The sequence below is a fragment of the Pandoraea soli genome (assembly GCF_902459595.1).
Classification (GTDB): Bacteria; Pseudomonadota; Gammaproteobacteria; order Burkholderiales; family Burkholderiaceae; genus Pandoraea; species Pandoraea cepalis.
Genome location: NZ_CABPSG010000002.1, coordinates 213,476 through 226,784 on the forward strand (window position 1 = coordinate 213,476; position 13,309 = coordinate 226,784).

Annotated in this window: 11 protein-coding genes, 1 tRNA gene and 2 pseudogenes; 1 reads left to right on the plus strand and 13 read right to left on the minus strand. The window is 64.4% G+C overall.

From position 1 onward, the window contains the following. Positions 1 to 13 precede the first annotated feature (13 nt). The 10 genes and pseudogenes from PSO31014_RS04945 to PSO31014_RS22910 all read right to left on the minus strand — a co-directional run. Positions 14 to 904, minus strand: a complete 891-nt coding sequence (locus PSO31014_RS04945) for a DUF2894 domain-containing protein (protein WP_150550601.1) — start codon at positions 902 to 904, stop codon at positions 14 to 16. Beyond that, positions 897 to 1,565, minus strand: a complete 669-nt coding sequence (locus PSO31014_RS04950) for an OmpA family protein (protein WP_017232113.1) — start codon at positions 1,563 to 1,565, stop codon at positions 897 to 899. The genes PSO31014_RS04945 and PSO31014_RS04950 overlap by 8 nt, the downstream gene beginning before the upstream one ends. Continuing rightward, positions 1,562 to 4,402, minus strand: coding sequence for a DUF802 domain-containing protein (locus tag PSO31014_RS04955; protein WP_150550602.1), 2,841 nt, complete (start codon positions 4,400 to 4,402; stop codon positions 1,562 to 1,564). Before PSO31014_RS04955 ends, PSO31014_RS04950 begins: the two co-directional genes overlap by 4 nt. After that, positions 4,383 to 5,180 (minus strand): DUF3348 domain-containing protein, encoded by a 798-nt coding sequence (locus PSO31014_RS04960; RefSeq protein WP_150550603.1) that lies wholly within the window; start codon positions 5,178 to 5,180, stop codon positions 4,383 to 4,385. The genes PSO31014_RS04955 and PSO31014_RS04960 overlap by 20 nt, the downstream gene beginning before the upstream one ends. 74 nt (positions 5,181 to 5,254) lie before the next feature. Next, on the minus strand, positions 5,255 to 6,271 hold the full coding sequence (locus PSO31014_RS04965) for a glycoside hydrolase family 191 protein (protein WP_246176239.1): 1,017 nt from the start codon (positions 6,269 to 6,271) through the stop codon (positions 5,255 to 5,257). Positions 6,272 to 6,347: 76 nt separating this feature from the next. Continuing rightward, positions 6,348 to 6,421 (minus strand) — tRNA-Gly (locus PSO31014_RS04970). Positions 6,422 to 6,596: 175 nt separating this feature from the next. After that, the gene (locus PSO31014_RS04975; protein WP_150550604.1) at positions 6,597 to 6,932 is read right to left on the minus strand and encodes a hypothetical protein; all 336 of its coding nucleotides are present in this window, start codon (positions 6,930 to 6,932) and stop codon (positions 6,597 to 6,599) included. A gap of 378 nt (positions 6,933 to 7,310) precedes the next feature. Continuing rightward, positions 7,311 to 8,018 carry a VIT1/CCC1 transporter family protein gene (locus PSO31014_RS04980; protein WP_150550605.1) on the minus strand — a complete coding sequence of 236 codons (708 nt, stop codon included), beginning with the start codon at positions 8,016 to 8,018 and terminating at the stop codon, positions 7,311 to 7,313. Positions 8,019 to 8,124: 106 nt separating this feature from the next. After that, positions 8,125 to 8,268, minus strand: a pseudogene (locus tag PSO31014_RS22905) (IS3 family transposase); the annotation flags it as partial. Between the two features lie 82 nt (positions 8,269 to 8,350). Continuing rightward, positions 8,351 to 8,482 (minus strand): annotated as a pseudogene (locus tag PSO31014_RS22910) (transposase); the annotation flags it as partial. A 253-nt stretch (positions 8,483 to 8,735) separates the two neighbouring features. Here PSO31014_RS22910 and PSO31014_RS04990 point away from each other — a divergent pair. Next, positions 8,736 to 9,524, plus strand: coding sequence for a deaminated glutathione amidase (locus PSO31014_RS04990; RefSeq protein WP_150550606.1), 789 nt, complete (start codon positions 8,736 to 8,738; stop codon positions 9,522 to 9,524). Positions 9,525 to 9,615: 91 nt separating this feature from the next. On the opposite strand, the gene PSO31014_RS04995 is transcribed toward PSO31014_RS04990, so the two are convergent. The 3 genes from PSO31014_RS04995 to PSO31014_RS05005 form a co-directional block, all read right to left on the minus strand. Then, positions 9,616 to 11,532 (minus strand): EAL domain-containing protein, encoded by a 1,917-nt coding sequence (locus tag PSO31014_RS04995; protein WP_150550607.1) that lies wholly within the window; start codon positions 11,530 to 11,532, stop codon positions 9,616 to 9,618. A gap of 337 nt (positions 11,533 to 11,869) precedes the next feature. Continuing rightward, the gene (locus tag PSO31014_RS05000) at positions 11,870 to 12,061 is read right to left on the minus strand and encodes a hypothetical protein (protein WP_017234820.1); all 192 of its coding nucleotides are present in this window, start codon (positions 12,059 to 12,061) and stop codon (positions 11,870 to 11,872) included. A 380-nt stretch (positions 12,062 to 12,441) separates the two neighbouring features. Continuing rightward, on the minus strand, positions 12,442 to 13,218 hold the full coding sequence (locus PSO31014_RS05005; protein WP_150550608.1) for an NAD(P)H-dependent oxidoreductase: 777 nt from the start codon (positions 13,216 to 13,218) through the stop codon (positions 12,442 to 12,444). Positions 13,219 to 13,309 lie beyond the last annotated feature (91 nt).

Below are 13,309 nucleotides of genomic sequence, written 5' to 3' on the forward strand. Positions count from 1 at the left end.
GTCCGTGCAGGCGTTAGCGCGCCTTCGTGCGCGGCGGCTTGGCCGCCACGCGAGCCGCCGGCTTCTTGCCAAGCACGCCGGTGGTCTCCATATCTTCGAGCCAGGAGAGCGCGTCGGCGTGGCGCAGGAAGTGCCGCAGATAGTCGGGCGAGATGTCGTGCATCAACGACAGTGCGCGGTGTACCAGATGGCTGGAGTTGAGCGGCCCGGCGTTCTCCGGCACTTGGGCAAGCGACTGACGCAGATTGCCGTCGGTGCTCACTTTCGACCACGTCTCGCGGAAATATTCGAGGACGTCGAGGTCGTCGAAGGCATCGTCGGTGGCGATGACCGTCGGTGTAAGCGCCACGGGGGCGGGCGGCGCGACGGGGCGTTTCGGTGGTGCCGTGGTCCCGCTGACCGGCTGAACGGTATCGGTGGTGCTGGTGCTGGAGCCATCGCGCAGCGTCTGGCCCGGCGGCGTTGCGGCTTTGGCGGCGCTAGACGTCGTCGGCGGCGCTGACCGTTCGCGGGTGGGGGCCACGCGTTGCGCAATGCTCGCTGTCAATTCCGCAAGCGGTGAGGCGAGACGTTGTGTCGTCGGGGCGGCATTATCGGCGGATGCGGGCGATGCGGCGGATGCGGCAGATTCGGCAGATTCGGCAGATTCGGCAGATTCGGCGCCGGCCGCGCCAAGCGACTGCGTAAACGCGTCGACGAGTGCCGTCAAACGCTCGTCGAGCACGCGTCGCACGTCGCCACGAAAGGCACGGCTGCGCAGCGCCAACGCTTCGATGCGATGAAAGCGCACCGGGTCTCGTTTGTCGGCCCCGTGCGCCCGCCATGCCGCGAGTTGCTCGGACAACGTGTCCGTTGCCTCGTGCGCCTGCGCGGCGCCAACCTCGGCGTGCATCGTGTCACGCATGGGGCTTGCCCGCGTTGCTGGCGCTGCTGCGTGGCATCGGCGCGATTTCCACGCGGCGGTTCTTCGCGCGACCGGCCTCGTCGCGGTTCGACGTGACGGGTTGTTCCGAACCAAACGCTGCGGAGAAGACCGACGACGGCGGCACGCCCGCGGCGATCAATTCGCGCGTAACGGTGAGCGCACGCTGGGCCGACAACTCCCAGTTATCGGCAAATCGCCGGTTCGTTTCGCGCACCTGTTGATCGTCGGTGAAGCCGCTGACCATGAGAATCTCGTCGCTCGCCCGCAGATAGGCGGCCAGCGGGGTGGCCAGGCTGCGCAGCACTTCACGCCCCTGCGGTTGCAACTGGTCCGAGTTCAGCGCGAAAAGCACATTGCCGCTGATGCCGATACGACCGTTCACCAGTGTGACGCGCCCGCCCGCGAGGGGGCCGGCCAGCGCTTTCTCGAGCGTCTCGCGGCGTTGCGTTTCGGCCCGGCGCTCCTTCACTTCACGATCGAGCTTGGCGGAGAGTTCGATCTGCACGCCGATCACGCCGAGCATGATGAGCACGAACGCGCCGAGCATCACCGACATCAGGTCGCCGAAGACAGCCCATGTCGGCGCTGCCGCACCGACCTCGCCGCTGTCCCCGATGTCCGCGTCGAAATCGTCTCTCATGCTGCCGCGCTACCCGGTTGTGAGCGCGTTTGCGCCAGTTCCTGAAGGTTTTCGAGGATCTGCTTTTGCGACATCACGCTCAGCTCCACGACTTCGCGTGCCTGCGCAACGTAGTAGCCGAGTTGTTCGTCACTGCGCGCCATCGACTTGTCGAGCGCGGCTTCGATGCGTTGCAGATGGTCGAGCAGTTGCGCGTTCGATTCGCCGAACGATTGCACGGCGGCGCCGAAAGCGTCGCCCAGGCTCGCGATTTCCACCGCGCTGCCGGTGACCTGCGCCGACGCGGCGGTGAGCTTCTCCGTTTGCGCGGCGATGGCGTCGCCCAGATGCGTGCCGGCACGTTCGAGCAGTTGTGCGGACGTCGTCACCAGGTCGTCGACCGCGGCGCGTTGCTCGATGCCGGCGTGCTTGACGGTGTCGAGCAGCGTGCCCAGCGTGTCGAGCAGACGCGAGCGCTCTTCGAGCATGGCGTTGTCGCGCACCATGCTGTCCGAGAGTTTCTGGCGCAGCTCGCCAATGATCTCGGCGGCGGCCTTCGGCGCCTCGGATGCCGTTTGCACCAGACGCGAAATCTCGGCGAGGGTGTCGTTGGCGTGGGCGCGCGTCTGTTCGGACATCTCCAGCGCGGTGCGCGCGAGCGTGTCGCAGATGGCCTGTTGCTGGCTGGCGCTGTGCTCACCGATCTGCTGCCATTCCGAGCGCAGCGTGGCGAGCGTGCCTTCGAGCGTTTGCGTCCACGCGGACAGGCGTTGCGTTTCGCGCTCGGCCGTGGCGTCGTGATGGGCCGCGTTGGCTTCCTGAAGCGCTTGCAGCAATGACGCGCTGTGGTCCGTGAAGACGCTGGTCGTCGCGGCCACGAGTTGCTGGTTGCCGTCAGCCAGCCGTTCGCTCGTGCGCGCGTGCTCCGCGATGGCGTCGCGCCACGTTTGCGCGACGTTGGCCGATGTCGAATCCATCTGAGCCGAGACGCTTTGCAGCAATTGCGAAGCGCGTGCCTCGAAGGTGTCCGCAAAGCGGGCAAGCGCGCTCGCCAGATCGCGGGCGAGTGCGTCGTTGGCGGACTGTTGCGCTGTGAGGGCTTGCTTCCACTCGCCGGACACGACGCTGGCCGTCTCCGACACGCTGTGCATCGCGCCTTCCGTGCGCAGGCTCACGCCATCGATCAGGTGCGCCGAGCGTTGCTCGAAGGTCTCGGTGAAGCGCGCGAGTGCGGCGCCGAGTTCGGTATTCAGGGCGGCGTTGGCTTGCTGTTGCAGCGCGATCGATTGATCCCACGCCTGGGCGACGCGCTCGTGCGCGCCGCTGACGTTCCCGCTGGCGGCGTCGAGCTTGGCGGCCACGTCGCCGAGCAAGGCCGTGGAGCGGACTTCGAACGTCTGGGCGAAGCGTTCCAGCGCGGTGCCGAGGTCTTGCGTCAAGGCGTTGTGCGAGCGCTGCTGTTGGGCGAGGGCTTGCTCCCATGCCTGGGCGACGGTCGTCTGCGCCGTGGCGATGCTGCCGGTCGCATTGTCGAGGCGCGAGGCGACGTTGGCCAGCAGGTCGGTGGAGCGGGTCTCGAAGGTATGGGCGAATTGCGCAAGCGTGGCGCCGAGATCGCTGGCGAGCGCATCGTTGGTCTGTTGCTGTGCCGCGAGCGAGGTTTCCCACGTTTGCGCAACGCCGGCGTGCGAGGCGCTCACTTGCCCCGCTGTGGTTTCGAGACGCGTGGCGACCTCGTCGACGAGCTTGGCCGAGCGGGCCTCGAAGGTTTGCGTGAATTCGCCCAGCGCGGCGCGCAGATCGGTGGCGAGCGATGCGTTGGTGCGCAACTGGGCGTCGAGCGAATCCGTCCAGACGTTTGCCACGCGTGCGGTGGTGGCCTCGAAGCGATCCGACAGACCGTCCATTCGATCCTGCATGGCGGTGGACACGGTCTGGTGCCACGAGGCCGACTCGCGCGCGAGGCTGGCCATCGTCGCCTCGACCTCGGGGCGGATGGCGGCACTGGCCGCGTTGGCCGTCGTTGCCACGCTGTCCTTCAGGTACTGCTGCATGGCGCTCGTGAGTTGCGCGTACGAGGCGTCGGTCTTGGCGTGCAGGGCGTCCTGATTGGCGACGAGCCGTTCGCCAAGCGACTGACTCTGGCGCTCCAGGGCGGCCATCATGTCTTGCAGACGGTCGACGAGGGTGGGCATGACCGTCGCCTGCTGTTGAAGCAACTGCAGTGTGGTGTCGCGCTGATGCTGTCGCGAGAAGCCGCGCAGCGTCGTGACGATGCGCGCGTCGAGCGATTGCACGACCTGGGCGCGTTGCTTGCGGGCGAGCGCGGCGAGCAGACCGAGCATCGCGGACGTGGCGACCCCGGCCACCGACGTGCCGAATGCAAAGCCGAGGCCCCGGACGGGCGATGCGAGCGAGGCGCGGATGGCTTCGAGATCGGTGGCGCCTTCGAGCGCGAGACCGGTGCCGCGCAAGGTGGCGGCCATGCCGAGGAAGGTGCCGAGCATGCCGAGCAGCACGAGCAAGCCGACCAGATAGGGCGTGAGGGCGGGGCCGGGCAGGCCGACGCGTTCCCCTTCGACGCGCAGACGCACGGCGGTGCGCAGGCCGGCCGGCAGCGTGTCGAGCCACGACGGCAGCGACGCGGGGGGGGAATTCAGGCCGGAGACGGCATTGGCGAGAGCGTCCGTCGCTTGATGGAAGCGTTTGAGTTCGAGGGCGCCGAAGAGATAGACGGCGGCGATGAGCAGGGCGACGGCCAGCGCGAGCGGGTTGGTGCCGGCATAGCCGATGGCGATCCAGCCGACGACGGCCAGGCCTGCGACAAAGGCGACGAGATCAACGAGGTAACGGTTCATGTTGTCCGGGTTCACTAACGTTTTCGCCGGGGGGCGCCGAGGCGAGGGCGGCGATCAGCCCTTCGATCGGTTCGAGGCGTATATCCAGTTCCGCGAGCAGGATGCTCTGCATGTCCCGGTGAAAGGTGTCGAGCCACGTGCCGGCGGGCGCGAGTGGCGGCGCGCCGGGCACGCGCGGGGCGGCCATGGCGGCTTGTTCCGTATCGCGCAGTCGCACGAAGTGCCCTTCGAGCAGATTCGGTACGCCGGCGAGAAGTGTGCGCTCACGCGCGGCCATTACACGTTCCATGACGGCGTCGACGCTGGCGAGCCGGGCGGCGTGCGGCGCGCGGCGTGCCAACTGTGCGCGCAGGCGGGTGCGCAGGGCGCTGATCGCCGTATCCATCGTCTGTTGCGAGGTCGCGTAGCGCTGACGATAAGCGGGAAATTCCGCGAAGGACGCGGCTCGTTGACGCTCGGCGGCGCTCAGGGCGCGGATCTGCCCGCCGGGCGCGGCGGCCAGGCCGCAATCGCGGGCGATGGCGGCGGCGAGGTCTGCGCGCACGCGTGCCAGTTCGCTCGCCGGATCGTACGCAGCCGCGTGCGCGCCGGGCGTTGCGGCCGGCGGGGCGGATTTGAGGGCCGACGACAGGGCGATGGCGTCGGTCCAGCCCAGCCACTGGCTCATGCGGTCCGAGAGCGACGGCGCGGCCTCGGGTGGCGCGAACGTGCTCAGACGGGCCAGCGAGCGTATGAGTGTCGGGGCGCTGATAACGGGACGCCGGGGCACTTGCACCATTTCACTGGGGGGGTCGAAAACCCAGCAGTTTACACTGCGCGCGCCCTTCGCTTGCCCTTTGCCCGTCCGTTGCCTCAGAAGCCCCAGTAGCACACTACGTTCTGGCCTGCGCTGGCGTCGCTCACGGACGGGCTGAAGCCGTGCGCCCGGCTGCGGGCGAAGACGATTTTCGCCTGGCGCGCGTTGCCGCATCCGCCGACATAGTCGAGCGTGCCGATCCAGAGCTTGCGACCTCGCCCGCCGGGGTGCTCCCGTGACCACGTCAGCAATTCGCGCTCGACGGCAGCGTCGTACGTTGGCGCGTAGACCTCCTCGTGCGCAATGCCGTCGAGCAGCGACGTGAAGGCGACGCCGCCGGTGATGCCCTGACGCGTTGCCGGGCCGGTGGCGTTCTGCATGACGAGGATCTTGTCGGGGAAGGCGTGGCGGAGTTCGCGCACCAGATCGAGCGCGCCTTGCTGGCAAGTGGCGTCGCAGGGGCCATTGCGGGTGTGCAAGCCATGCTCGATCAGTTCGAGATTGTCGAGATAGAAACCGTCGACGCCCTGCGCAATCAACCGCGGTGCGACGTACGCGACGATGAGCTTGCGGTACGCCGGGTCGGATGGGTTCATCCAGGTCTCATCACGGTAGCCGTCATAGCGGCCCAGATGCGCGCGGCGATTGCGGCCGCAGGGGAGGAAGCCGGCGGGGGCGTGCTGCCAGTACGAACGAAAGCGCTCGCAGGCGCCTAGATTGAGATAACTGATGACGCGGTTCGTGCCGTCGGCCTTGAGTGTGGCGATTTGAGCGGGCGTGACGTTGCCTTGATCAGGGTCGGCGTCGATATCGATGAGGCGGAAGGTGCTCGCCACACGGGCGAGGTCGAGGTGGGCGACGTTGCCGTAGTAGCTGACCCATGGGGCACCGATACCGATATCACGCCCGGTCGGTGCGGCGACGGCTGCTCGGCGCTGTGTGGGCGTTTGCGCCGACGACACCAGGGTCGTGAGAGCGAGAAGAAAGCACAGAACGCAGCGCAGCCATGACATCGGGGCTCGCGCACGCTGTGGGAATTCGTGTAGATCGACCTGCCGGGCGTGAGTCGTCATGGATGCGATGGACGCAAAAAAGCCGTCTGCAAGACGGCTGATCGATGAGTGCTACGAGCGCTGCTGAAGAATTCTGTGGAGCGGGCGATGGGAATCGAACCCACGGCTCTAGCTTGGGAAGCTAGGGTATTACCATTATACGACGCCCGCGCAGACCAGCATTTTACGCGGGGTTTGGGGAGTTTGGCAATCCACGCGTTTCGCAGGTGTGTACGATTCTGGGGGGAGAGTCTTGGGATCGATTCCCATCGCAGGCGCTTTTTGAGATTCCCTTGAAGCCGTTTTCAGGCGGTGTCGGGGCTTTCTTGGTCGCCCTAAATCTGGATTAGCTCTTGCTGCCCGGGGGTACGAGGATGTCAGCTGGTTTATATCGATCGCAGTAGACCTCCAACCCCAGTTTGATCAGCAGTGCAGTTACCGAAACGGCGATTGCCTTTATGCCGAACCCGATGTCCGCGAGCGCCGAAGTCACCGCAAGCGCGTAGTACTTCTTGGAAAGAAAAGTGCTCATCCCTTGGGAGTACCAAGCCTTATATATTTCACTCGCTGGATCACACAGTGATTTCCATACAACGAGCTTGAGGGATGAGAAGAACGACTTCCCGAGTTCAGACTGCTTTTCGAGATTCGCGCTGGGCGGCAAATACTTGATCTCGGTCATGGTCAACTGACGCCTCGCCGTCAGGTCAACCTTGCGCACGAATGCCACGACCTCCGGTGGAAGTGCTCTCCTGTAATGACCCAGCGAAACCTGCACAAGTTAAGCGGCTAATGCAAATGCCTCAGCCGGGGGGGCATCCCAAGCGCCTGATGTGGGCGCCAGTGGTCGTAGACGCGTGTTGACGTCCCCTCAAAAAACCGTAGCGGCGAGAATTGCATTTTTCCGTCCATCGCGTCCTCCGTCGGAAAGTCAACACGCGCGTCAACGGATTCGTTCACGGTCTTGCAAGATATCCTTGGGACAAGGTGGGGAATGTATCCACACGACAAGTCGCGCGGATACACCGGCCACCAATTCCTGGTCGCCGCTGCTCTGAGATCAAACAGTGGTCCCGAACACGGCCCCCACGCCCGCTGTCACCGCCATCGCAAAGGTGCCCCAGAACGCCACGCGCAGCGCGCTTTTGAAGAGGGGCGTTCCGCCAACGGCAGCAGCGGCAGCGCCGAGCAGGGCCAGGAAGATAATCGCCGTCGCCACGATCCAATAGAGCAGGCTTTGCTCCGGCGCCAGCAGAACCACAGCTAGCGGCATGGCCGCGCCCACGGCGAAGCTCCCGGCAGACGCCATTGCGGCTTGCAGCGGGCGCGCGCTCAACGTTTCCGAGATGCCCAGTTCATCGCGCGCATGCGCGCCCAGCGCATCGTGCGCCATCAGCTGCGTGGCGACTTGATCCGCGAGCTGCTGATCCAGGCCACGCCGCACGTAGATGGCCGTCAGTTCCCGATGCTCTGCCTCCGGGCTGTGCCTCAGTTCTTCACGCTCTCGCGTCAAATCCGCCTTTTCTGTGTCGGCCTGCGAATAGACCGATACGAACTCGCCGGCAGCCATGGACATGGCGCCTGCCACCAATCCCGCCACGGCCGTGGTCAAAATGCTGGCGTGGCTTGCATGGGCCGCGGCCACACCGGCGACCAGACTGGCGGTGGAAATGATGCCGTCATTGGCCCCAAGGACGGCGGCGCGCAGCCAGCCGATATGTTCAGTGCGGTGTCTTTCAGGATGGGCACGATGGTGAAACTTTGTCATTGTAGATTCCGATCCATGTGAAGCAGCTTTGGGCAATCCGTTCAGGTGCGACGCCTCGGGAAGCCTGCGAACCCGTGTGCTGTCGCGCATGACGTCGTCGGCAACGCCAGCGCCCCTGCGCCCATAAATACGTGATGTCGCCGCACCAGACTTGATTCGACGCCGCCACATTGAACTCGCGAGTCAATACGTTCGGAATGTCGATGCGCTCCAGCGTAGCGCGCTTGTATGCGTGGTTGCCAGGTTGCTTTCTTGATGGCCAGCAGATATATACTGCGCGGCGTGATGCCGCGGCGTTCCTGGTGCAGTTGTTGAACCCCGCGGCGCAGAAACGACTCCGCGACGCCGACCGACCGGCTGGCATCGACGTGACTATAGCGCTGGTCGAGGACTAGAGACGCAGCACTGCGCTTGAACTCAGGGGAAACCGTACGACGTTGCTTGCTCATCAGACACCTCCCCATGGCGAGTATTCTCGCCTAAATTGGTGTCCGGGGAGATTAGACCACAACACATGGCCATCAGAATCGTGCAACGCCAGGCCTGCCGGTGTCGATGCCGAGCGAGTGCCCGTTCGCGTGCGAGGTGCAAACTGCCAAACTGGCATACTTAAGCAAGGTTGAGCCACGTTCCCCGTTCCCACACTCGGGAATTCGGCCGAGCCGCGCCCCATCCTCCGCTTGGGCCTGAGTCGCATCCGTCTTGAGAGAGAAAGTCATGAAAGCAGCCATTGGACAATTCGCCGTTGCCGCAGACGCGTCTATCAACGCGCAGACCTGCCTGCAATGGATGGCCAAGGCACGCGCCGCCGGTGCCGACCTGCTGGTACTCCCCGAGGGCGTGCTGGCGCGCGACATCGCCGACCCTGACCTGGTGCGCCGCGCCGCGCAACCATTGGACGGCGAGTTTGTGACCTCCTTGCGCGAAGCAAGTCGAGGCAACCACCTCACGACGATGATGACGGTGCACGTGCCCGCGACCGCCGACGGCAAAGTGTGGAATGTCCTGATCGCACTGCGCGACGGCGAAATCATCGCCGAGTACAAGAAGATCCACCTTTACGATGCGTTCTCGGTGAAGGAGTCGACGAACGTGGTCCCCGGTAACGAGGTGCCGCCGCTGGTCGACGTCTGCGGACTCAAGGTCGGCCTGATGACGTGCTACGACGTGCGCTTCCCCGAGCTGGCGCGACGCCTCACGCTCGATGGCGCCGACGTGTTGGTGTTGCCGGCCGCGTGGGTGAGGGGACCGCTCAAGGAGGCACATTGGGAAACCCTGTGCACCGCGCGTGCGCTGGAGAACACGTGTTACCTGGTGGCGTCGGGGGAATGCGGGCCCCGCAATATCGGCGCAAGCATGGTCGTTGACCCGTTGGGTGTGATTGTCGCGCGTGCCGCGGAAGCGCCCGCCTTCCTGCTTGTCGAGCTCGATCCGGCCCGCATCGCCGAAGCGCGCCGCGTGCTGCCTTGCAACGAAAATCGTCGTTTCGCCGCGCCGCAACTTTAGGGCGTGTCGGGCCGGCTCAGCGCATCGCATGAACGGCTGACGTGCCGGGCAAGCCGAGTGACGATGTCCGCCATGTCGCACGAAGCCACCATTACATCAACCGATTGCGCGCTTCGAGCAGCAACTGCGCCGCCAACTTGCCCAGCACCGTACTTGGCGCGTGTGTGTCGGGCACGCTCGGCACGCACGCCATCCATTCGGTCAACGCTTCGGCCGGCATCGGGCGCGCAATCGCATACCCTTGGGCGATATCGGCGCCGAGAATCACGACCGCCTCGAGCATGCCCTCGTCTTCGATGCCCTCCACCACGACGGCCTTGTTCAACGAGTGTCCCAGCTGGATCAACTGATAGGTGAAGCGCAGGGTCTCCAGGGGATCCCGACCGACAGCGCTCACAATGTCCCGGTCGATCTTGACCAGGTCGAACGGCACTTCGCGCAGACGCGTCAGACTGCTATAGCCCGAACCAAGATCGTCCTCTGCCAACTGGATCCCCAGGGCTTTGAATTTCGCCAGTTCCTGCGATACGTCCACACCGAGCGGGAAGGCATCGGTTTCCAGCACTTCCAGCGTCAACTGGTTTGGCGCGGCACCGCTCTTTTTGAGCGCCCGCTCCGTGACTTTGAAATAGCGGATGTCGCCAAGTGCACTCGATGGCAAGTTCACGGAGACGCTCAGCGGGAAACCCGCCCGCAGCCAGACGCGGCGCTGCGACAGCGCTTGCTCGAGCCCGCGCTTGTATAGCGTGAGGAAGTCCTCGGACGACAGGGCCGGGAAGAATTCGCCGGGTGCCAGAAGGCGATCCCCATCCTGCAAGCGGGCCAACGCCTCCACCTTGGTCACCTGCCCCGTTTTGAGATCGAGCAGCGGTTGATAGTGGATCTTCAGCGCGTCAGACCAGAGAAGCTTGGACCAACGCTGCCGAACGGTATAAGGCACGGTGCGCGTGTTGCCGGCCAGGCGCTCGGTGCCGGCAATGGCGAAGCCCAATATCGTCTGCAACAGGGAAACGAAGGCAATCTGATCGGCGCCGGTCAGTGCGCCGGGTAAGGGGCTGTACAGGTTCAGGATGGCGGCCGTGGGTTCGCCCGGCTGGTGCAGGGGAATCGCAATGCAGGAATGAAAACCGACCGGCAAGGCCGCCGCCCGCCACGGCACCATCTTCGGATCGTTCGCAATATTGAGCGAGCGCACCACATGACCGCTGCGCCAGGCACGCCCCGTGGGCCCCTGACTGCCGGACGAATTGCCCACCGTGATGGGCGCCGTTTTTTCGATCCCGGCGAGATAGCGCTCGATGGTGCCGCCGGCCGCCAATTCGAAGCGAAACACCCCCTGACGATCCGGCCTGCCCACCGCGCAGCCGGCGATCTCGTCGTGTTCCCCCAGAATCTGGACCACCTGGCTGATCAGGTCGGTATAACTTTCCGTTCTCCACGCCAGCAACGTGACGCGCTGCAATACCTCATGACGGGAGATCTGCAGGCGCTGATAGGCCTCGGCCTGCCAGGCGAGATCCTGGTTCATGCGCCGGCTCAGCAGGCATAGCGCCTCGCCATGCGCCGCTGTATCGATGTATTTGACGATGGCTTCGCCCAGGACCCCGCGGGCGCGAACCAGATCTTCCCAGTTGAGACCGACAATGGCATGCGTACGCCCGGCCCTGATGGCTTGCGCACGATGATCGGCAGCCGTCAGCGCAGGCGCCGAAAGTGCGCATAGTCGCTTGGTCTGGCGCGATTTGGCATATCGCATTTCCGCTGGCGTCAGGTGATCCAGGATGCGTTGGGGCGCCGGCAGGCAAGCAAGTCCATGGTGGAACTGGCTGACGATATCTGCGGCATGGCGTTGCACCTCTGCGAAGAGCGCCGCGAGCTGTGGCGTCCCGGCCATGCCGTACATCTCCCGTCCCTCGCTCACGGACGCAGGATCCTGGAGCGGGTGCCAGAACTTCTCGACGTTCGCTGAAACACCGGGAGATTGCATCTCGTCGTCTTGCGTGACCATGAACGTCGGCGGATCTGTGGTTTGCCTTGAAGGAATTAACGACCGGCAGTTGGAAATCTGCAGGCCGCGTCCAGCGACGAGCATACTGCACGGCCGGCCGCCATGCTACCGTGGTTTCACCTGACGATCCCAACGGGGATCGTCGACAAATGGCCGACAGCGACGGATTGGGGACGGATTGGGAGCGCATCGGGCAGGGAGAGCCGATGGCGGCAGAGAAAGGGTGCCGACGCCTCCACACGCCGGCACGCTGACGTGCGGCAAGTCCTGGAGGGCGGCTGCGGCTATGGGGGGCCGCATTGTCTCGGTAACGCGCTAACGCGTTACCGCGTTTCGATCAGCACCAGGCGGGGACGTAGGCGGACCGGCAGTACGATCTGCCATACGGCGTCAATTCGAGACGCTCGCCCACTCGGCAGACCAGTTCACGCGCGAGCAGCGCATTAATGATGGCATCCGAAGGGGGATCGTCATTGCGAATGACGCGATAAATGGCAGCGACTATGGCCTGCTTCGACAGCGTGAGCATTCGTGCTCCTGACATGGATGAGATAACTGCGAGCCGCGTTGACCGACGCACATTTCGCGTCGGGCCTGAGATACCCGCACATGGCTCACGAACAAGATCGGTCGCGTAGCGATGGGCTATTGAGTTGGGTTGGTTTGTCGATGCCTGCAACGCTTTTGGACCGTGCACCCCATCAAACGACGTAGGTCGGTTCTCGCGAAGTGATCGAATTCGTTTCGACCGACTGATTGGATCTCGCAAGGATCGAGGAGATTGACGCGGTGTGGACAAGCGTCAGACTTGAGATTCTCTTTGTCACTTATACGCGTGTTCCGCGCATCGCGCAATGCTTTGTGCCGCCGAACGCCCGCCGACTGTGGCATCCGACGACACACCCCCTGTCAGCCGATATGCGCGGCAAACCCCGTCTGTCCGGTGGCGACGTTGTCCTTGAGCGTTAGCGCCGGAATGTCGTATGCGCCGTGGTTCTGCCGACGATACGGAATCGGCGCTGTCGTGGCCAGTGTATCGAGACGCTCCCCCAGCTCGCGCTGAATCTGTGCAAAGCGCTCGGCATCGATGCGTCCCGTCCGGAAGGCGACGTAGGGCGGCAACACGTCGAACCCCGGGTAGAACAACATGCCGTGCTGAATCGGGAACAGCACTTCGTCAATGGGCCCGTTGATGCCGCGAGCACTATAGTGCGAGTCCCAGCCGCCGGTCGTCACCACGAGCATTGCGCGCTTGCCCGCCATCGACCCTTCGCCGTAGCGGTCGCCCCAATGCGTATTCGAGTGCTCGCCAACGCCATAGGCGAAGCCGTAGGCATACACGCGATCAAACCACCCCTTCATGATCGCCGGCATCGAGAACCACCACAGCGGGAATTGCAGGATCACCGTGTCCGCCCAGCGCAGCTTCGCCTGCTCGCGGGCGATGTCGGCGCGCTGCGTGCCGCTCGCGAACGCATGCTTCGAGTCGAGCGACGCATGGAACGGCTCGCTCGCATTGCGTTGCGGCGCGTCGTCCTCGTCGATGGTGGTCTTCCACTGCATGGCATACAGATCCGAGACTTGCACGTGGTGTCCTGCCGCTTCCAGTCGCTGCACGGCAAAGTCGCGTAACGCGCCGTTGAGCGAGCGCGGTTGCGGGTGGGCATAAACGATCAACACATTCATTTTTCAATCTCCGTTGCGATCAGGTTCATTCGTTTCAGGGAACAAATGCAGGTTAGGCGCACGGGAGGTATATTAGAAATGAATTCCTGAT

Coding starts and splice junctions, on each gene's coding strand:
- PSO31014_RS04945 (WP_150550601.1), bottom strand. CDS start 904: ATGCGTGACACGATGCACGCCGAGGTTGGCGCCGCGCAGGCGCACGAG.
- PSO31014_RS04950 (WP_017232113.1), bottom strand. CDS start 1,565: ATGAGAGACGATTTCGACGCGGACATCGGGGACAGCGGCGAGGTCGGT.
- PSO31014_RS04955 (WP_150550602.1), bottom strand. CDS start 4,402: ATGAACCGTTACCTCGTTGATCTCGTCGCCTTTGTCGCAGGCCTGGCC.
- PSO31014_RS04960 (WP_150550603.1), bottom strand. CDS start 5,180: ATGGTGCAAGTGCCCCGGCGTCCCGTTATCAGCGCCCCGACACTCATA.
- PSO31014_RS04965 (WP_246176239.1), bottom strand. CDS start 6,271: ATGACGACTCACGCCCGGCAGGTCGATCTACACGAATTCCCACAGCGT.
- PSO31014_RS04975 (WP_150550604.1), bottom strand. CDS start 6,932: ATGACCGAGATCAAGTATTTGCCGCCCAGCGCGAATCTCGAAAAGCAG.
- PSO31014_RS04980 (WP_150550605.1), bottom strand. CDS start 8,018: ATGACAAAGTTTCACCATCGTGCCCATCCTGAAAGACACCGCACTGAA.
- PSO31014_RS04990 (WP_150550606.1), top strand. CDS start 8,736: ATGAAAGCAGCCATTGGACAATTCGCCGTTGCCGCAGACGCGTCTATC.
- PSO31014_RS04995 (WP_150550607.1), bottom strand. CDS start 11,532: ATGGTCACGCAAGACGACGAGATGCAATCTCCCGGTGTTTCAGCGAAC.
- PSO31014_RS05000 (WP_017234820.1), bottom strand. CDS start 12,061: ATGCTCACGCTGTCGAAGCAGGCCATAGTCGCTGCCATTTATCGCGTC.
- PSO31014_RS05005 (WP_150550608.1), bottom strand. CDS start 13,218: ATGAATGTGTTGATCGTTTATGCCCACCCGCAACCGCGCTCGCTCAAC.